The organism is Myxococcus sp. AB056 (genome assembly GCF_006547365.1).
GTDB lineage: Bacteria > Myxococcota > Myxococcia > Myxococcales > Myxococcaceae > Myxococcus > Myxococcus virescens.
The window spans coordinates 1-19,863 of the sequence record NZ_VHLB01000105.1; the positions used below are offsets into that span (position 1 = coordinate 1).

The 19,863-nt window shown below is 69.2% G+C and carries 12 protein-coding genes and 1 pseudogene; 4 read left to right on the top strand and 9 right to left on the bottom strand.

Features of this window, described 5'->3' with window-relative positions:
- The 3 genes and pseudogenes from FMP39_RS31720 to FMP39_RS31730 all read right to left on the bottom strand — a co-directional run.
- Positions 1–1,035, bottom strand: a pseudogene (locus tag FMP39_RS31720) (oxidoreductase); the annotation flags it as partial.
- Positions 1,023–1,670: a cytochrome c3 family protein gene (locus FMP39_RS31725; RefSeq protein WP_141593807.1), complete on the bottom strand. Its 648-nt coding sequence runs from the start codon at positions 1,668–1,670 to the stop codon at positions 1,023–1,025. The pseudogene FMP39_RS31720 and the gene FMP39_RS31725, both read right to left, overlap by 13 nt.
- Positions 1,671–1,818: 148 nt before the next feature.
- Positions 1,819–3,099: a dicarboxylate/amino acid:cation symporter gene (locus tag FMP39_RS31730; RefSeq protein ID WP_141593808.1), complete on the bottom strand. Its 1,281-nt coding sequence runs from the start codon at positions 3,097–3,099 to the stop codon at positions 1,819–1,821.
- 197 nt (positions 3,100–3,296) lie between these two features.
- On the opposite strand from FMP39_RS31730, the gene FMP39_RS31735 reads away from it, so the two are divergent.
- The 4 genes from FMP39_RS31735 to FMP39_RS31750 all read left to right on the top strand — a co-directional run bounded on the left by FMP39_RS31735 (position 3,297) and on the right by FMP39_RS31750 (position 12,548).
- Positions 3,297–4,403 (top strand): isopenicillin N synthase family oxygenase, encoded by a 1,107-nt coding sequence (locus FMP39_RS31735; protein ID WP_141593809.1) that lies wholly within the window; start codon positions 3,297–3,299, stop codon positions 4,401–4,403.
- Positions 4,404–5,006: 603 nt separating this feature from the next.
- Positions 5,007–7,595 carry a response regulator gene (locus FMP39_RS31740; RefSeq protein ID WP_141593810.1) on the top strand — a complete coding sequence of 863 codons (2,589 nt, stop codon included), beginning with the start codon at positions 5,007–5,009 and terminating at the stop codon, positions 7,593–7,595.
- Positions 7,596–7,682: 87 nt separating this feature from the next.
- Positions 7,683–8,948 carry an MFS transporter gene (locus FMP39_RS31745; protein ID WP_141593811.1) on the top strand — a complete coding sequence of 422 codons (1,266 nt, stop codon included), beginning with the start codon at positions 7,683–7,685 and terminating at the stop codon, positions 8,946–8,948.
- 96 nt (positions 8,949–9,044) lie between these two features.
- Positions 9,045–12,548, top strand: a complete 3,504-nt coding sequence (locus tag FMP39_RS31750; protein ID WP_141593812.1) for a pyruvate carboxylase — start codon at positions 9,045–9,047, stop codon at positions 12,546–12,548.
- 16 nt (positions 12,549–12,564) lie between these two features.
- Here FMP39_RS31750 and FMP39_RS31755 read toward each other — a convergent pair whose 3' ends face one another.
- From FMP39_RS31755 to FMP39_RS31780, 6 genes are all read right to left on the bottom strand, one after another.
- Positions 12,565–13,029 (bottom strand): spore coat U domain-containing protein, encoded by a 465-nt coding sequence (locus FMP39_RS31755; RefSeq protein ID WP_228558505.1) that lies wholly within the window; start codon positions 13,027–13,029, stop codon positions 12,565–12,567.
- Positions 13,013–15,268, bottom strand: coding sequence for a fimbria/pilus outer membrane usher protein (locus FMP39_RS31760; protein ID WP_228558506.1), 2,256 nt, complete (start codon positions 15,266–15,268; stop codon positions 13,013–13,015). The genes FMP39_RS31755 and FMP39_RS31760 overlap by 17 nt, the downstream gene beginning before the upstream one ends.
- Positions 15,269–15,377: 109 nt before the next feature.
- Positions 15,378–16,145: a fimbria/pilus periplasmic chaperone gene (locus tag FMP39_RS31765; protein ID WP_141593815.1), complete on the bottom strand. Its 768-nt coding sequence runs from the start codon at positions 16,143–16,145 to the stop codon at positions 15,378–15,380.
- Between the two features lie 16 nt (positions 16,146–16,161).
- The gene (gene pru / locus FMP39_RS31770; RefSeq protein ID WP_090494530.1) at positions 16,162–16,701 is read right to left on the bottom strand and encodes a fruiting body spore coat protein U; all 540 of its coding nucleotides are present in this window, start codon (positions 16,699–16,701) and stop codon (positions 16,162–16,164) included.
- 457 nt (positions 16,702–17,158) lie between these two features.
- Complete coding sequence (locus FMP39_RS31775; protein WP_141593817.1) at positions 17,159–18,997, bottom strand: N-acetylmuramoyl-L-alanine amidase; 1,839 nt, start codon at positions 18,995–18,997, stop codon at positions 17,159–17,161.
- Positions 18,998–19,082: 85 nt separating this feature from the next.
- On the bottom strand, positions 19,083–19,847 hold the full coding sequence (locus FMP39_RS31780; protein WP_090494534.1) for a DUF3592 domain-containing protein: 765 nt from the start codon (positions 19,845–19,847) through the stop codon (positions 19,083–19,085).
- Between the last annotated feature and the right edge of the window lie 16 nt (positions 19,848–19,863).

Consider the following 19,863-nt stretch of genomic DNA (forward strand, 5'->3'; position numbering starts at 1 on the left):
GTCCCGAGCGGCCCCCACCACCCAGCGATGCTCCGCGGGCTCCAGCGCCCCGCGCCCGAGCCCCCTCAACGCATCGCGCCCCAGCAGTCGCCCCAACTCCGCCGCGAGCGCCCGGGCAATCCACGGCACACGAGACGGGCGCGCCCGGAGCCGTTCATCCGCGAAGGCGCCCGTGAGGCTCAAGCGACTCTCCACCACCCAGAGACGGTTGAGCGCCGGCGGCATGCGCGCGGAGACGAATTCACGTGGCGCGCGCAGTCCTCCCGTCAGCGTGGACAGGAAGTCGTCATCCAGGGCCACCACGGCGCGCGCGGAGCCCCAGGCCGGCATCGCGCGCAGCGGCCGGCCCCACGCCAGGCGAGCGCCCTCGTGCGCGTTCCCCGTCTGCGTGGCGCTGAAGGGCACCACCCGGGCCTTCGGGAAGCGAGCCAGGATGCGCTCGAAGGTCCGGGTCCACAGCGGTGACGCGGTGGGCTCCACCAGCAAGCGAAGTCCCGCCCCTCCGTCCTGGCGCGCGGCGCGACGGCGCACCATCTGGAAGACCTGGGACAGGGAGGTGGGCGCGCCACGGTGGCGTACGGCCCGAGCCCGGTGCGGGTCATACAGGCCCAGGAGCGACGCCTGCTCGTGTGCGCCCGCCGCGCCCAGGCTCTCCGGGTGGGACGGATTGCCCTGCACCAGCGTGGGCCGCCCCTCCTGGCTGCGCACCAGGACGCCACGCGCGTAGCCCTCCAACGAAAGCCCCGTGGCGTAGTGGAGCGGGATGCCCGGAGTGACATCCGGCGGGGGCCGCGAGTACGGCAGGACCTTCTCCGGCGGCGCGCGGAAACAGCCCGTCAGGCCCGCGGCGGCGGTGCCGAACGCGGCCAACTCCAGCAACACGCGCCGGGACAGCCCCCGAGGTGGCGCATCGGCATCCAAGGGGAACTCACCCGGCGACGGCGCGGGCGCGGCGCCCTGCCTCGCCTCCAGGCTGCGCCAGGGCTCGGCTCCATCCAGGACGGGGAGCGGATATCGGTCGGTCAGCGGTGGCATGTGGAGCACTCGGTCCGGGGCGAGACATCCAGGGCCCGCATCACCGCCAGGCCCACGTCGCGGGCTGGGCCCCGCGGGCTCCACGTCATGTCCGCGACGTGCTCCGGAGGCCGCAGGTGCGGTGCCGGGTCGCGGTGGCACTCCAGGCACCAGCCCATGGTGAGCGGCGCGACCTGCTCCACCAGCGGCATCTGGTCCACGCGGCCGTGGCAGCTCACGCACCCCACGCCCTTGTGGACGTGGATGGCGTGGTTGAAGAAGACGTACTGCGGCAGCCGGTGGACCCTGTTCCACGGAATGGGCCGGTCCTCGAAGTAGCTCTGGCGCACGGGCGCCAGCAGCGCGCTCTCGTTCCAGATCTGCGCGTGACACCCCATGCACCGGCTGGTGGGGGGAATGCCCGCCGAAGGCCCCTGCCACGCGCCGTCATGGCAGTAGCGGCAGCCAATGCCCTCGTCCGCCGCGTGGTGGCGGTGGTCGAACTGCACCGGCTGCTGCACGGGCTCGAAGGCCCCCGTCCCCAGGGGACTGCGGGCCAGCAGCAGCAACGCCACGGGCGTGGCGACCGGCAGCACGGCCATCAGGCCGAGCACGCCTCGCAGGACTCCATCAGTCGCCGGTGGAAAGAGACCCATACACCGCTCAGGCAGGCACGAAGCCCGCACCTAGCGGAGCGGCGTTTGGGGGCGGTAGCGCGGACCTCGCGGCGTGTCCGTTACTCCAAGCCAGGGAGGGACGCCCGTCGGAGAGCGCACACGCGCGTGCCCTCTGGACGGAGGCAGCTCAGTCCGCCTTCACCGCGTCCTCTTCCAGCGCGATGGCGGGGGACGCCCCGTTGTAGACGGCGGCATCAAGAAGGCCCTCTTCGCGCGCCACCAGCACCGGGACCAGCATCTGGCCCGTGACGTTGGTCATCGTGCGCATCATGTCGAGGACGCGGTCGATGGCGAGCAGGTAGCCCAGCCCCTCCAGTGGCAAGCCCGCGGAGCTGAGCACCACCGTGGCCATGACCACCGCCGTCCCGGGCACGCCTGCGGTACCGAAGCTGCCCAGCACCGACGCCAGCAGGATGATGAAGTACTGCGACGCGGACAGCTCCAGGCTGAAGTACTGCGCGACGAAGAGCGACGCGATGGCCGGGTAGATGGCACCGCACCCATCCATCTTGATGCTGGCCCCCAGCGGCACGGCGAAGGCCGCGTAGTCCTTGTTGACGCCCAGGTTGTTCGTCACGGCGCGCAGGGCCACTGGCATGGACGCGAAGCTCGACGAGCTGACGAAGGCCACCTGCATGCCGGGCGCGGCGCCCCGGAAGAAGCGCAGCGGGTTGAGCCCGTGCGTCATCAGGAGGCCGCCGTACACGAAGACGATGTGCAGCGCGCACGCCACGTACAGCGCCAGCACCAGCTTGCCCAGCGGCAACAGGCGCTCGAAGCCGTAGGTGCCCACCAGTGCGGCGATGAGGCCGAAGGTGCCCAGCGGCGTGAGCTCCAGCACGAAGCGGGTGACCTGAATCATCGCGTCGCTGGCCTCGCGGACCAGCTCGCGCAGCCGGGCCGTCTTCGCGCCGAGCTTCACCAGCGCGAAGCCCAGCAGGCCGGCGAAGAAGATGACCTGGAGGATCTTCCCGTTCGCGAGCGCCGCGAACGGGTTGGTGGGCACCACGTCCAGCAGCACCTGGATGGGGCCGGGCACGTCCCGTGGCTTGTAGGTTTCGGTGGCCATGAGCTGGCCCACGCCCTCCCCCGGACGCAGCAGCGCGGCGACGGCCAGGCCCACCCCCACCGCCAGCGCGGCGGTGACGCCAAACCAGAGGAACGTCTTGCCGCCGAGCACCGCCATGCTCTTCTGCCCGTGAAGCGCCGCCACCGCGTTGATGACCGCGAAGAACACCAGCGGTGTGGCGATCATCTTGATGAGGTTGACGTAGAGCGTGCCCAGCGGCTGGAACCAGGGCCCCGCTGGCTCCCCCACGAGCCACCCGGCCACGGCCCCGAGCACGAACGCCCCCAGGACACGTTGCCAGAAGGGAATGCGGAACCAGGCGGAGACGAGCTTCTTCACGGGGGGAGACCTCTCGACGGCGGGCGGCGGACGATAACCCCGGGCTCCAGACCGCGCAGGGGGAAGCGCAGAATTTGCGCCAGGGGTGCCCTCGCCGGGGATCCGGGTTTTGCAGCGTCCGACCGGCCCCGGCGGGACGCCACAGAGCAACAGGGCCTCCCATTTATTCCCGAGGAGCGGTACACCTGGGCCCCATCATGGCCGAGACCTCTTCGCTCAACATCCCCACTGTCGACCTCGCCGACCTCGCGTCGGATGACTCCGCTCGCGTCGAGCGCGCCGCCGCGGCGATCCGCGAGGCCTTTGGCGTCTTTGGCCTCGTGTACCTGAAGAACCACGGCGTCGACACCCAGGCGCTGAACCGGTTCTACGACGCGTTCGCGGCGTTCATCGCCCGGCCCGCCGAGGAGAAGAAGCCCTACGGCCGCGCGGACATCTGGTACCAGCGCGGCTGGACGCCTCCGAACACCGAGGTCGCGGTCGCCAGCAATGGCCAGCCGGACTTCAAGGAGTGCTATTTCGTCGCGCCCTACCCCAACGACGCGCAGTCCGCGCTCGAGTTCCCGGAGCTGTACCCGGAGAACGTGTGGCCCCACAACGCGCCGCCCTACTTCGAGGACGGCATCATGACGCTAGGCCGCTCCCTCCATGAGGCCGGCCTGAAGCTGCTCCGTGGCTCCGCGGTGGCCCTGGGCCTGCCGGAGACGCTGTTCACCGACCTGTGCGACCGGGCTGCCCACGTCACCCGCGCGCTCCAGTACCTGCCGCTCACCAACGCGCAGGTGAACACGGACATCGTCTGGGGCGAGGAGCACACCGACTTCAACCTGCTCACCCTGCTCCCGGGCGGCCGCTTCCTGGACCCGGACGGCAGCCCCGCGCCCGGCCCCGACAACAAGAGCGGCCTCTACCTCCGCACCCGCGCGACGCCCGATGCGCCCAACGGACTCAAGGTGCGGGGAACCGCGCCCGCGGGCTGCATCGTGGCGCAGGTGGGCCAGCAGTTGGAGATCCTCACGGGTGGCACGTTCCTCGCCACGCCGCACGTCATCACCGCCCCGGGCGTTCCGGGCTGGCAGCGCCAGTCCGCCGCGCACTTCATGCACGTGCACACGAACACCGTGCTCTTCCCGCTGGAGAAGTTCCGCAGCGCGGATGCCGTCCGGAACTACGCGCCGCCCGTGCTCGCGGGGACGTATGACATCAAGACGCTGGTGGACATCGGTCTTGCGCCCGCGAGCGCGCTCGACAAGCTGGGTTACCGGCACTACGACCGGCTGAACCGCCAGCGCGCTGGCGCGTAATCCTGCGGTACCGCTTGAGGCCCCGGAGACAGCCGGGGCCTCGCGTGAAACACAGTCATCAATCACAAACAAACACAGACACACAAAGATAATCCTCACATGTCTGCGTTTTCATCAACCACAATGACAGACTTCGTCATTGGCGAAGCCCCTTATCGTCCGCGCATCACCTGCCGGAGGGTGCCAAAAACCACTGAAAAGAACTTCATGTAGGCATTGCCCTCCCGATGAGGCGCATTTCCTCGCGCGGAGGCAGGCCAGCAGCTCCTGAAAAACCACTGATGACGTGTTCATGTAGGCATTGCGCATCCCGTCCCGCGCCTGGCCGCGCACAAACGAGCCATGCGGGCGGGCGACCGGAATCACGACCCGCGAAAACTGCCTGAAGGTTCGTTCATGTAGGCATGGCACATCCGTGCCCCAGGCTCTTCGGACATCCACCCTGAGGCCGTGCGTCGCCGCCATCCGGGTGTGTCGCCTGAGCGACAGAGGTTCCGTCCCAGCAGCAGAGGCAATGGCGTCCTGGCGGCAGACCAGTCAAGGGTAGCTCGCCCTGCCCCCCGTCGGCGCAACCCGCCTCAGGGTGAGGAGCTCCGCCGCACGATGCACCCCATCATCGACTTCAAGACGCTCTTCGACGTCTCACCCAACCCGTACATGCTGCTCGACCGCGAGCTGCGCTTCGTCGCCGCCAACCCGGCGTACCTGCGCGTCACGGCCAGCAAGCTGGACGAGCTGCTTGGCCGAAGCGTCTTCGAGGCCTTCCCGGACGACCCCTCGGACCCGAACAACGCCAATCTCCGGCAGCTCCGGGAGTCCTTCCTGCGCGTCCTGACAAAGCGGGCGCCGGACATCCTGGCCCTGATTCCCTACCGCGTCCCCGAGTTGACGAATCAGGGCGTCGTCCCGACGTACCGGTACTGGAGCGCCACCCACATCCCCCTGCTCGATGCCTCGGGCGAGGTGGCCTACATCCTCCAGCACACCATGGACGTCACGGAGCTCCAGCGGCTGCAGGAGGCCGTCCAGACCGCGACCGGCTCCACCGGCACCCGCAAGCCTCCACCGTCGCAGTTGGAAGCCGGCGTCTTCCTGCGCGCGCTGCAGGTCCAGGAGGCGAACCAGAACCTGGATCAGGAGCGGCGCCACCTCCGTCGACTGTTCGAGCAGGCGCCGGGCTTCATGTGCTTCCTTCGCGGCCAGGGCCATGTCTTCGAACTGGCGAACACGGCCTACATGCAGCTCGTCGGACACCGGGACATCCTCGGCAAGCACATCCGGGATGCCCTGCCCGAACTGGATGGCCAGGGATACTTCGAGCTGCTGGACCGTGTCTTCACCACGGGTCAGGCCTTCGTCGGCCGGGGCATGAAAGTCTCGCTCCAGCGAACCCCTGATGACACGCTGGCGGAGAGCTACGTCGACCTCGTGTATCAGCCCATCATCGAGCCGGACGGGTCCATCTCCGGCATCTTCGTCCAGGGCCACGACATCACGGAGCAGAGGCGCGCCCAGGACGAGCTGCGCCAGTACAAGGACCACCTGGAGGCGCTCGTCCGGGAGCGCACCCGCGCATTGGAGGAGAGCGAGGCCGAACGGCGTCAAGCAGAGGCCGCCCTCCGGCAGGCCCAGAAGATGGAAGCGGTGGGCAAGCTCACCGGCGGCGTGGCGCACGACTTCAACAACCTGCTCCAGGTCATCAGCGGAAACTTGCAGCTCCTGTTCCGGGATGTGGGCGACAACGCCCAGGCGCAGCGCCGGTTGAGCACGGCGGTGGGCGCGGTGGAGCGCGGCGCCCGGCTCGCGTCCCAGTTGCTGGCCTTCGCACGGCGGCAGCCGCTCAATCCCACGGTCATCAACCTGGGCCGCATGGTCCGCGACATGGATGACCTGCTGCGGCGCGCGCTCGGCGAGGACGTGGCGCTGGAGACCATCATCGGCGGCGGGCTTTGGAACACGTTCGCCGATCCGAACCAGCTCGAAAACGTCATCCTCAACCTGGCCATCAACGCGCGTGACGCGATGGCGAGCGAAGGCAAGCTGACGGTCGAGGCCGGCAACGCGATGCTGGATGACCACTACGCCCAGCTCCACCCGGACGTCGTGCCGGGCCAGCACGTGTTGCTGGCCATCTCCGACACCGGCTGCGGCATGCCGCCCGAGGTGCTGGAGCGCGCCTTCGAGCCGTTCTTCACCACCAAGCCCGAAGGCCGCGGCACGGGCCTGGGGCTCAGCATGGTGTATGGCTTCGTCAAGCAGACGGGCGGCCACGTCAAGATCTACAGCGAGGTCGGCCACGGGACGACCATCAAGATCTACCTCCCCCGTTCGCTCCAGGCGGAGATGCCGCGCGCCGAGGTCACCTCCGAACAGGTCGAGGGCGGCACCGAGACGCTGCTCGTCGTCGAGGACGACGCGGAGGTGCGCGCCACCGCGGTGGAGATACTGACGGAGCTGGGCTACCGCGTGCTCAAGGCCTCTGACGGGCAGAGCGCGCTCGCGGTCATCCAGAGCGGCATCCCCATCGACCTGCTCTTCACCGACGTGGTGATGCCCGGCCCGGTCCGCAGCCCCGAACTGGCGCGGCAGGCCAAGGCCCTCTCCCCGGACCTGGAGGTGCTCTTCACGTCCGGCTACACGGAGAACGCCATTGTCCACGGCGGCCGGCTGGATCCGGGTGTCCAACTGCTGAGCAAGCCCTACCGCCGCGAGGACCTGGCGCGGAAGATCCGCCAGCTCCTGGCCGCCCGGCAGCAACGCATCACCCAGCGCGAAGCCCCCCAGCCGACCCACGGCGCCACCACGTCGGCACCCGCTCGCGTGAAGCGGACCGCGCTGCGCATCCTCCTGGTGGAGGACGACGAGAACATCCTCCTCCCCGCCTGCGAGCTGCTGGAGACGATGGGCCACACCGTGACGGCCGTCACCTGCGCGGAAGAAGCCACGCCCCTCTTGCGCGCACAGGCGTTCGACCTCCTGTTCACCGACGTGAGCCTGCCCGGCAAGTCCGGCATCGAGCTGGCCCACCAGGCTGTCCAGGACGTGCCCGGCCTTCGCGTCATCATCGCGTCCGGCCACGGTACCAACGTGGACACCGGTGGTGCCAAGGGGCCGCTCGCCAGCGCCATCCTCCTGCCCAAGCCCTACGGCCTGTCCCAGATCGAGCAGGCGCTCGCCCAGGCCATGGCCTGAAGGTGAATTCAGGTTCATGCAGTGCGTCATGCAGCCCCCTACGCGGGGCGCTTGCTCCTCGCGCGCCAAAGTCCGTTAATCGGGCGTATGAAATTCCTGAGAGAGCTCCGCTCGGTCCTCAACCTGACCGTGCTGGTGGCCGGGCTCGGCTACTTCGTCGACCTCTTCGACATCACGCTGTTCGGCGTGGTGCGTGTCGCATCGCTCAAGGACATCGGCGTCACCGACCCGGCCGACATCCTCCAGAGCGGCCTGCTCATCTACAACGCGCAGATGGTGGGCATGATGGTGGGCGGCCTGCTGTGGGGCGTGCTCGCCGACAAGCGCGGGCGCCTGTCGGTGATGTTCGGCTCCATCCTGCTCTACTCCTTCGCGAACCTGGCCAACGCCTTCGCCTGGGACGTCACCAGCTACGCCGTGCTCCGCTTCCTCGGAGGCGTGGGGCTCGCGGGTGAGCTGGGCGCGGCCATCACCCTGGTGGCGGAGTCCCTGCCCAAGGAGAAGCGCGGCCTGGGGACCACCATCGTCGCCACGCTGGGCATGCTCGGCATCGTCGCCGCGGCCTTCCTGGGCCAGCACATGCACTGGAAGACGGCCTACCTCACCGGCGGCTTCATGGGCCTCGCGCTGCTCTTCGCGCGCTTCAAGGTGTCGGAGTCGGAGCTGTTCAGCAAGAAGATGGACCCCGCGCGCGCCAACCCGCTGCTGCTCCTCACCGGTGGCCGGTTCCTCAAGTACATCTGCTGCATCCTCATCGGCGTGCCCATCTACTTCACCACGGGCATCCTCTTCACCTTCGCGCCCGAGCTGACGGCCGGCCTCAACGTCCACGGCACCGTGACGGCCGGCAACGCCATCCTCTATGGCTCCATCGGCCTGACGCTGGGTGACTTGCTGGCGGGCGTCTTCAGCCAGTGGCTCAAGAGCCGCAAGCGCGCGGTGGCGATGAACCTCACCGCGGGCTTCGTGCTGATGCTCGTCTACGGCCTCACCCCGGGCCTCACCAGCACCATGGTGTACGGCCTGAGCTTCCTGATTGGCATCACCGTGGGCTACTGGGCCGTGCTGGTGACCATGGCCGCCGAGCAGTTCGGCACCAACATCCGCGGCACCGTGGCCACCACCGTCCCCAACTTCGTGCGTGGCTCGGCGGCGCTCGCGGCCAGCGGCTTCGCCTACCTGAAGGGCGAATTGTCGGTGTCCACCGCGGCGATCATCGTCGGCAGCGTCTGCTTCGGCCTGGCGCTGCTGGCCCTCACCCGACTGGAAGAGACGTTCCACCGGGACCTGGATTACGAGGAGACGGCGAACGGCCCGCAGCCGGCCGCCCAGCCCTCGCAGTCCGGCACCTGACGCACGGCGCGGCGCTCACGCGGCGCCGCGCCCTGAATCGGACGTTCGCCCTGGCAGCCGTTGCTCCGGGGCCCACCGGATGCATACAGCGCGCACATGGAACATGTGTCGCTGCGTCCCATTCAGAAGGTCCTCTGCGCCAACCGCGGTGAGATTGCCATTCGCGTCTTCCGCGCGTGCAACGAGCTGGGCATCCGCACCGTCGCCATCTACAGCGACGAAGACCGTACCCACGAGCACCGCCACAAGGCCGACGAGGCGTACCTCGTGGGCCGGGGCAAGCGGCCCGTGGAGGCGTACCTGGGCATCGACGAAATCCTCGACGTGGCCGTGAAGGCCGGCGTGGACGCCATCCACCCCGGCTACGGCTTCCTGTCGGAGAACGCCGCCTTCGCCGAGGCGTGTGAGCGGCGCGGCATCCGCTTCATCGGCCCGCGCTCGGACGTGGTCCGCACCATGGGCGACAAGGTCGCCGCCAAGCACCTGGCCGAAGCGTGCGGTGTCCCGGTGGTTCCCGGCATCACCCTGGAGGGCGACGACGCGCACGTGCTGGAGCAGGCCCGTGCCTTCTTCGCGAAGCAGGGTGGCCCCATCCTGGTGAAGGCGGCCCATGGCGGCGGCGGCCGAGGCATGCGCGTGGTGCGCGAGGCGAAGGCGCTGGAGGATGCGCTGGCCTCCGCGCGTTCAGAGGCGAAGAGCGCCTTCGGTTCGTCGTCGGTGTTCCTGGAGCGCTTCCTGGAGCACGTGCGCCACATCGAGGTACAGCTTCTGGGAGATTTGCACGGCAACATCGTCCACCTGCACGAACGGGACTGCTCCGTGCAGCGGCGCCACCAGAAGGTCATTGAGATTGCCCCCGCGCCCAACCTGGCCCCGGCGGTGAAGGAGGCCATCTGCGACGCGGCGGTGCGGCTGGCGCGCAAGGCCGGCTACACCAGCGCTGGCACCGCCGAGTTCCTGGTGGCGGGCGACGCCTTCTACTTCATCGAGTGCAATGCCCGCCTCCAGGTGGAGCACACCGTCACCGAGCAGGTGACGGGCGTGGACCTGGTGCAGAGCCAGCTTCGCATCGCGGAGGGCTACCGGCTGGACGCGCCGGAGGTGGGCATCTCCCGGCAGGAGGACGTGGTGCCCCGGGGCTACGCGGTGCAGCTGCGCGTCACCACCGAAGACCCCGCCAACCAGTTCATGCCCGACGCGGGCGTCATCACCGCCTGGCGCGCGGCCACGGGCTTCGGCATCCGGCTGGACGGCTCCAACGGCTACACCAACGCCGTCATCTCCCCCTACTACGACTCCATGCTGGTGAAGGTCATCGCCTACGCGCCCACGTTCCAGGGCGCGGTGATGAAGGGCCAGCGCGCGCTGCGCGAGTTCCGCATCCGCGGCGTGAAGACGAACCTGCCCTTCCTGGAGAACGTGCTCGCCCATCCCGCCTTCCAACAGGGAGAGACGTACACGCGCTTCATCGACGAGACGCCGGAGCTGTTCCAGTTGGAGCCCCGCAGGGACAGGGCCACCAAGCTGCTCCAGTACCTGGGCGACGTCATCGTCAACGGGCACCCCACCATCAAGAAGGACCAGCGGCTCAAGCCCACGCAGTTCCTGGAGCCGCGGCTGCCAGTGACGCCTTCGGGCCCGGTGCCTCGGGGCACCGCGCACATCCTGGCGGAGAAGGGCCCGCGCGGGCTGGCGGACTGGGTGCTGGCCCAGAAGCGCGTGCTGCTGACGGACACCACCATGCGGGATGCGCACCAGTCCCTGCTGGCCACGCGCATGCGCACGCGGGACATCCTCCGCGTGGCCCCGTCCACCGCGCACCTGGCCTCCGAGCTGTTCAGCCTGGAGAGCTGGGGCGGCGCCACCTTCGACACCACCTACCGCTTCCTCAACGAGGACCCGTGGGCCCGCCTGCGCGCGCTCAAGGCCGCCGCGCCCAACCTGCTCCAGCAGATGCTCCTGCGCGGGGCCAACGCCGTGGGCTACACCAGCTACCCGGACAACGTGGTGGAGGCCTTCATCGACGAGGCGGCCGAGGCGGGCGTGGACGTGTTCCGCATCTTCGACAGCCTCAATGACCTGGGCAGCATGGAGGTCTCCATCCGCCGCGTGCTGACGACGGGCAAGGTGGCGGAGGTGGCCATCTGCTACACGGGCGACGTCGCCAACCCCAAGCGCACGAAGTACACGCTGGACTACTACGCGGACCTCGCGAAGCGGATTGAAGACTCCGGCGCGCACTTCCTCTGCATCAAGGACATGGCGGGCCTCTTGCGCCCGCGCGCGGCGGCCATGCTGGTGCAGCGCCTGCGCGAGGTGACGCGCTTGCCCATCCACCTGCACATGCACGACACGTCCGGCAATGGCATCGCCAGCTACCTGGAAGCCATCGAGCAGGGCGTGCACGTGGTGGACGTGGCGCTGGGCAGCATGGCGGGCCTGACGAGCCAGCCCAGCCTCAACGCGCTGGTCAGCGCCCTGCGCGGTCACCCCCGTGAGACGGGCCTGGCCAACGCGCGCCTTCAGCCGCTGGCCAACTACTGGGAGGACGTGCGCGAGTACTACGCCCCCTTCGAGGCCGGCCTCAAGAGCACCACCAGCGAGGTGTACTACCACGAGATTCCGGGCGGCCAGTACTCCAACCTCCGGCCGCAGGTGGCGGAGCTGGGCCTGCTGGGCCGGTGGAACGACGTGAAGGACGCCTTCGCGCTCGTGAACGTCCTGGTGGGCGACATCCCGAAGGTGACGCCGTCGTCGAAGATGGTCGGTGACTTCGCCATCTTCCTGCTCAAGAACGACCTCACGGTGCGCGCTTCCACGCTGGCGGAGGCGGCCGCGCTCACGCGCCAGAGGCTGATTGAACAGGCGCCGCGCCTGGACTTCCCCACCAGCGTGGTGGGCTACTTCCGGGGTGAGCTGGGCCAGCCGCCCAACGGCTTCCCCGAGGACCTGCGCGCCGCCGTGCTCAAGGGCCTGCCCCGCGTGGAGGGACGGCCCTCCGCCAGCCTGCCGCCGCTGGACCTGGACGCGCTCCAACGGGAGCTCTCCACGAAGACAGGACATGCGCTCACCCGCGTGGACGCCATCTCCAGCGCGCTCTATCCCCGCGTCATGGCCGGCTACCTGGAAGACCTGGGGCGCTACGAGGACGTGTCCATCCTCGACACCCCGAACTACTTCTACGGCATGGAGGTGGGACAGGAAGTCTGGGTGGACCTGGAGCCAGGCAAGACGCTGGTCATCAGCCTGTCCGCAGTGGGCGAGCCAGACGAGGAAGGCGTGCGCACCGTCTACTTCGCCCTCAACGGCCACACCCGCACCGTGCACGTAAGGGACCGCAGCCGCGCCGCCACCGTGGAGGCGCGGCGTCAGGCGGACCGCGCCAATCCCAGCCACGTCGCGGCGAGCATGCCGGGCACCGTCATCGCCCTGCATGCCAAGTCGGGAGACGCCGTGGAGGCGGGCGCGCCCCTCGTCACCCTTGAGGCGATGAAGATGGAGACGGTGGTGCGGGCCCCGCGCGCCGGCACCGTGGCGGAGGTCGTCCCCGCGCTCAAGGCCTCCGTCCAGGGTGGAGACCTGCTGGCGGTGCTCCAGTGACCGAGGGCCCGGCCCCTCAGAAAGTCACCGTCATCACCAGCGTGTCCGCGTAGGCCCCCGCGGGGATGGCCTGCCCGGCCGGGATGCGCCCGAAGATGGGCACCGTCACCTCCACGCCGAACAGGGGGATGACGGGCCCATAGCGCCCCGTGCCCGACGTGCCGTTGCCCCAGACGATGAGGCGCGTCGCGTCCACGTAGAGGTTGTATTCCAAGCGCTGGGCGCCCGGCCCCGCCATGCTGCGCGCCAGGGGGGTGCCGGAGCCACCGGCGCTGAAGTCGATGGTGATCGGGGTGACCTGCCCTTCACACCGGTAGGTGATGCTCCCGGCGGAGTCCCGGGGCAACAGGTCGGTGGTGAGGTAGGTGCCGAAGCTCACCCCCATCGTGCTGCGTATCTGGCAGACGGCCCCCGCCAGTCCTGGCAGCAGCCCGCATACGCCCGCCACCGCGAACGCGGCCGCCCTATTTCGCCTCGTCATGGACACACCTCACCGTTCCCAGGTCAATGACCTTGCCCTCGAGGGATGGAACTTCCAGCGAGGTCGCGCAACGGCCCTTGGGGTAGACGACTGTCGCCGGCAGACGCCCTTCGGGCAGGCCCACCAGTTCGAACTCACCATTCCACCCGATGGGTGAACTCCACTTCTCTCCGTCCTTCTCGACGCGAAGCTCACCGTAGGACAGCCAGCGCGTGTCCTCCGCCGAGTCGATGGTCACCTTGCCCCGGTAGGCGCGGACCGTCTGCGTCTTGAAGTCCAGCACCACGCCGCCTCGCTGGTACGTGGCCACCACCTGCTCCGTGGAGGGGATGTAGACGTCCAGCGGCACCTGATGCTCCGCCAGCGAGAGCCGGTTGGCGTTGTAGGCCTGGAGCCGCGTCACCACCAGCTCGCCGCTGGAGTCCGTGCGCCCGATTTCGTGGTTGTTGAGCCGCACGCCCACGCCCTCCACGCCCTTCACGCGAACCAGCGCGTAGCCCTGGTCCACCGCGCGCGTGGGATGCACGCGTCCGCCAATCAGCACCAGGCCGCCGGCGACCTCGGCCATGCCCGCCATCCGTCCTTCGAACCACTCCGCGCCCGCGCTGACGCGGCCCACGTTGGAGTCGAAGTCGGCGCGCGCCATCGCCTGGTCCACCGCCCCCACCCGGCCCTGCACCTGGTAGCCCAGGCCGCCCTCCATGGGCACCGAGCGCGCGATGTCCACCGACGTGGTCCCTTCCCCGCGCAGCGCCTGGGAGTGCCCCACCGTGCCCGTGGTGCGGGAATCGAAGATGGCGTTCAGGTACACCATCCCCTCGATGGCGGAGCCGCCTCGCTCGGAGTTGCTGCGGTTGGCGGAGAAGGACAACGTCGACCAGTCCGTCAGGCGCGCGGAGGTGGTGGCGCCCAGCCACGTCGTCCACCCGTCCCGCTGGTAGCGTGACAGCATCGCCTGCCCGCCCACGCTGACACTCTCCCCCAGCGCCAGGAACAGCGAGCCGCCCGTCTCCACGGTGGGGTGGTCGTCATCCAGCTTGAGGCTGGTGTGTGTGTAGGACTCGTTCATGCCCCGGCCGAAGACGGAGCCACCCACCCAGCGGCGCTGGAGCGCGTACACGATGCCCGCCGCCAGCCCCGTCCGCCGCTCACTGCGGCTGATGGCCTGCGACAGCTCCAATTCGCCGAAAGGCAGTTGGATGAGCTGCATGGCGCCGGTGCTGACGACGTTGGGCGCCAGCTCCAGCCGCACGCCCGGCGTCAGCCACGATGTGAGGCCCATGCGGAAGTTGCCCAGGAGCATGGGCCGGCCGAAGGCGAAGTTGTAGAGATTGACGGACTCCCGCTCGATGCCCGCGGAGAGCCGGTAGTCGACCACGCCCGGAGAGAGCTGCTGCCCGCTGAGATAGTAGGACGTGTTCACCTCGCTCGCCCGGCCGAACGCGTCCCGGATGACGTAGCGCGTGTTGCCCTCGCCCCGGGGCACCGTGAGGTTCTCCAGCCGGAAGGGACCGGGCGGGAGCTCGGTGCGCTTCACCAGGTGGTTGTTGACGTAGACCTCCAACGTGGACGGCGTGGTGACGTCGCCCGCGAAGTCCTGCATCGGGTTGCGCACGAAGTACGGATTCAGCTCGAAGGTGCGCATGAGGTGGAAGCCGGCCACCACCGCGCCTCCGCCCAGCACGCCGCCAAATCCCGTGGACTCACCCGCGATGGCGCGCACCATGTGCTTGGGGAAGTCCAACGACAACTGCGTGAGCCCCCGCAGGGGCACGGAGCCGGGCCGCCATCTCGCCTGCGTCGTCAACAGGCCCCGCCCCACCGACGCGCCGGCCTCTCCAAAGAAGGTCAGCGAGGTGTTGCGGGCGTGGGCCGCGTAGTTGATGAAGCCGCTGGGACTGCCGCGGACGGAGTAATCCGACGGCGCCTGCGGCCCGAGGTTGATGCGCGTCTGTCCGAAGACGGACGCGGGCAGCTCGCACGACAGGCTGACGGTCCGCTCGTTCAGGGAGCAGCGCCCTTCAGGCTCCAGGGACCGCGCGGAGATGTATGTCTTTCCTTCGATGACCTCCTGGCGGCCCCCGAGCGCCACCAGGTCCACGCCATGGGCCTCGAGCGTGGCCGCGGGGAGCAGCACGTCACTGCCCCGCAGCATGGGAAAGGTGGCGCCGCGGGGGACGCCGTTCAGGGTGAAGTCCGCGACGATGGGCATCGGCGGCGCGGAGGGGCTGTCGGCCACGGGAACTTGCGCGGCCGCCGACAAGGCCCCCAACGACAAGGATAACGCCAGCACCGTGCATGAGGGCGCGCGGGTGACTGCAAGCCGGGAGGGGGCCATGGTGCGTCGGTCAGCGAGCGCAGGGAGCGGGAGATTCCACGGGAGAGGTCTGACGGAGCACGCCCTGGTCGGTCTCCATCTCCACTTCCACCGTGCGGACCTTGCGGCAGGCCTTGCCAGCAATCTCCATGGCATACACCTGCGCGTCGCCTGCCAGGACGTACCAGCCGGGCTCCTCTTTCTCGACCAGCCGCTTGCCCTTGGCGTCGAGCCCCCGGACCCGAAGGTTCCGGATGAAGAAGTTCACCGTGCCCGGGTTCTGCACCCGGACATGGAACTTCGACTCGCGCAGCACGGCCTCCGCGATCTGGCCTTGAATGGTCTTCTTCTTGGGGGCGACAAAGACAGGCACTGAGACGCGGGTGAGGACATTCAACCCAGTTGACTGGGTGGACGGTTGCAGCGGGGGAAGCTCCTCCACGATGATTCGGAAGGAGCGTTCGGTATCCTGTGGAGCCGAGGAGCTCCCCACCCGGATGGGGCGGGACTCCCCGGGCTCCAACGTCAACATGGACGGGAAGAAGAACAAGTCCTGAGTCGGCGCGAGCGACATGCGCCCTTCTTCGTCCTGAACCCAGGAATAGACAGAGGCTTGGAAGCGTGTGGTTTCGCTGCTCTTGTTCCTCACGTTCATCACCACGCCACGGGCGCTTGAATCCAATTCAAGCCGAACCGGACTGACATCGAGCTCAGCCGCGCTCGCGGTCCCCATGGCAATCCATCCCAAGGCAGCCGAACACATCAGGCCGCCAGTCCAAGACAGAAGACGGTTACGCATGTGTTATCGCCCCGAATCAGAAGGTGATGGTGGCGACGACGGTGTCGTTGTACGTGCCGGAGGGAACGTTCTGGCCGCGCGGAACCGTGCCGTAGACCAGCACGGGGACGGGCAGGCCCGTGCCCAGGAACGGGAGGCCCGTGCCAGCGGTGTTACCCCACACGATGAGGCGGGTGACGTCCTGGTACAGGCTGTACGCGAGGTAGTCCGCCGACGCCGTGTTGCGCATCCGGCGCAGCGGGGCCGCGTCCGTCGAGCCCGCGGCCGGGTGCAGGCCCTGGCCCAGGGTGATGACCGCGGTGCCGAGCAGGGTGCACTGCACGCTCAGCGCGCCCGTGCCGAACAGGTCGATGCCCAGCGCGGAGTTGACGATGATGGGGTCGTACGTGCCGAAGTTCAGCGTGCCGCCGCCGCCGCCGGCGCCAATGGAGCAGGAGCCACCGACGTTGGCGGTGACGTTCAGGTTGGCGGTGGAGGTGGCGGCCTCAGCGGGCGAGAAGGCGACGAGGGACGCGGCGGCGGTGACAGCGGCAACGGCAGTCTTGATTGCGTTCATTTGAGTTGCGTGCTCCATCGAGCGGCCGGTTGATTCCGGCTGCGTCAGGGCATTGCAACCCGCTCGCCGCCCGCTGAGCGGTCCGGCGGACCCCTCCCTTCAGCGCATGTCGCACCAATGCCTCGCGTGCGCTTCCAGGCAATACGTGGAAATTGTTTCTTGTTTGTTTTTACAGCGAAACGCACACATGTCCCTGGAGGGAGCCCTCCAGGGAGGGACGGACAGGCTTCGCGGCCCGCGCCAGGTCCTTGGCATGTGGCATCGTGTGACAGGATGTACCCAGGGGGCGTCAGTTCATTGCCCACGCTGGGCAAGACTCTACCCACCCCTGGAACGAAAAGCGCGAGGGTGTCCGGCGGCGTCTACCCGGTGACACGCGCGTTCCCCAGCCGAACGGAACTGAACTGCCCAGCACGTCCGTCCTTGCTACCCACTTCTGGCGAAGCGCCGGACGCGCTCAGTCCACCTTCGCCACGCGGCGGCGGTCTCCGAGGAACTCCTCCACGCCCTGGGCAATCGCCTTGGCGACCTCGGTCTGGTAGGCATTGGACTTGAGACGTGCCTCTTCGTCTGGATTGGAGAGGAACGACGTCTCCACCAGGATGGCCGGCATCTTCACGCCCAACAACACATAGAAGAGCGCTTCCTTGTGGCCCAGGTCACGGATGCCCTTGTACTTGCGGGAGAGGCCCCCCACGAGGCTGCGCTGCACCTGGGTGGCGAGCCGCGTCGACTCCTCGGTGTTCGCCTTGGTGGCCAGATCGGCCAGGATGAACTGGAGGTCGCTGATGCCCTTCTCCGAGGACGCGTTCTCCCGCGCGGCCAGGCGGATGGAGTAGCGGTCCGCCGACGTGTTGAGGGTGTACGTCTCGATGCCGCGCAGCGTGCGCTTCTCCGCGGCGTTGCAGTGGACGGAGATGAACAGGTCACCGTGCTCGGCGTTGGCGTACTTGGCGCGGTCCTCCAGGCGGATGAACCGGTCATCGTCGCGGGTGAGCACCACCTCCAGGCCCTTCTCGCGCAGCTCCTCCGCCAGCTTGAGGGAGATGGACAGCGCCACGTCCTTCTCGCGCGTCCCCCCCTTGCCGATGGCGCCCGTGTCGTGACCGCCGTGGCCGGGGTCGATGACCACGCGCCGCACCTTCAGGCCGAGCTGCTCCGCCAGCGTCAGCTCCATGCTGCGCGACTGCTTGGCCACGGCCTTCAGCCGGGCCTGCGCCACCTTGTCGTCCACCGGACGGGTGATGGGACGCGGCGGCTCGGCCGCGGGCGGCTCGGTGCGGGAAGTCTTCGATGCAATGGCGGCGGCGACGGCCGCGTCCAGGCTGCCTTCGCGCGCGTCCGCCTTCGCGGGCGCGCTCGGCTCCTTCTGGGGAATGGTGGGCGACGGCTCGCGCGCCATCTTCTCGATGGCGGCCACCAGGGTGGCTGCAGGGCGCTCCGCGGGGGCCGAGGCCTCCACGGCCGGAGCCTGCTGCGCGTCGGCCGAGGCAACGGCCTTTCCAGGGCCGGACGTGTCGCTGGACGCATCCACCGAGGCAACGGCCTTGGCGGGACCGGACGCATCGCCCTTGCCCGCCCCCGGCGCGTCGTTGGACGTGGAGGTCTTCCCGGCGGAGGACGAATCGGCCGAGGCGACGGCCTTGGCCGGCGCGGCACCCTTGCCCGCAACGGACGAATCAGCGGACGCGCCGCCCTTGCCGGAGGCGCCCGGCTTGCCCGGCGGGGGCGCATCGTTCTTGGCCACCGCGGGGGCGGCCTTGCGCGGGGGCGGCGGCGGGGCCTTGGGCGACGGCAGCGAGGCCAGCAGCTCCCGCATCTCCCGAGCCCGGTCACCCTTCCCGTTGACGGCCAGCGTCTCCGTCAGGACCTTGCGCGCGGACTCGGGCTGGTCCAGCCGGTGGACGTGAATCTTCGCGAGCGCCAGCGCACCGTCATCCGACAGCCGGTGCTTCGGGTAGCCCTCCAGCAGCTTGGTGTAGTCGGTGATGGAGGCCTTGAGGTCGTCCTCCACGAAGGAGATGCGGCTCAACTCCTGGAGCATCTCCGCCGCCGTGAACAGGGCATCCGGCGCGCGGTCCGACTTCGGGAAGCGCGCGGCCACGGACTCGAAGCGCGCCACCACGTTCAGCCAGTGATGGCGCAGCTTGCGCCGGGCCGCGTCGTCCTTCAGCGCGTAGTAGACCTTGCGAGCACCCTGGTAGGCCTCCTCGGCCTCGTCTCGCTTGGCGGCCCCCACCGCGCTCGGGACGAGCAGCAGCAGCACGGGCAGCACGATGACGAGGCGCGAGTGCATGGGGTTCCTCCGGGTGGGCGCGAGCTACAGGCGTGTGTCACACAGCCCCACCTCCCCGGCAAATTTTCGGCCCCCACCATCTGTCTCAGCGCAGCCACCCCAGCACACCCGCGAGGTCCTGGTCGATGACGCGCGCCCACCCAGGCTGCCGGGGCACCACCGCCGCCAGGACCTTCTCCCCGTTGCGCACGGGCGCCCGCCCCGGCCGGACCCGGGCGCGAACCGCGTGCTTCACATCCTGGCGGAAATAGTGGGCCGGAAAGGACACCTCGCCCCGGGCCTCTGGCAGGGGCCCGTCCGGCGTCAGCCACACCAGCGCGCCCAACCGCAGCGGTTCCACCTCTGAGCGCCACAGGCGCCGCATCTCCCACGCGAAGTACCCCACGGCCACCAGCACGCCCAGGCCGATGCCCCAGGGGAGTAGCCCCACGCGCATCGCCCGGGAGCGGGCGAAGCCGGCCTCGCGCGGCCGATCCGGCATGGCGGGGTCCACCAGCAGTGTCACCCGAGCGCCCCGCCCCAGGCCCTCGGCGTACTCCGCGAACGTCCGGACGCCGGACACGGAGTGCTCCGCCTCCGCGAAGGTGTAGAGCACCTCCAGGGCGGCTTCCGCGCCATCCCGGGCGTCCAGGGGTGGAAGACGGGAGGCCACCACCAGCCCCTCCACTTCCTCCGCCCGCGCGGCGAAACCCTGCTCTTCGACGAAGTAGCGTCCTGCCCAGCCGGCGCCGGTGCCCAGCAACGCCACGGCCACCAGTCCCAGGAGGACGCCTCGCACCACGCGCCCCACGGCGCCGGGCACCTGCGTCAGTCGGACCTGCCGGGGAGCATGCGGAATGGCCAGCTGCATATGGCCGCGCAGCCTA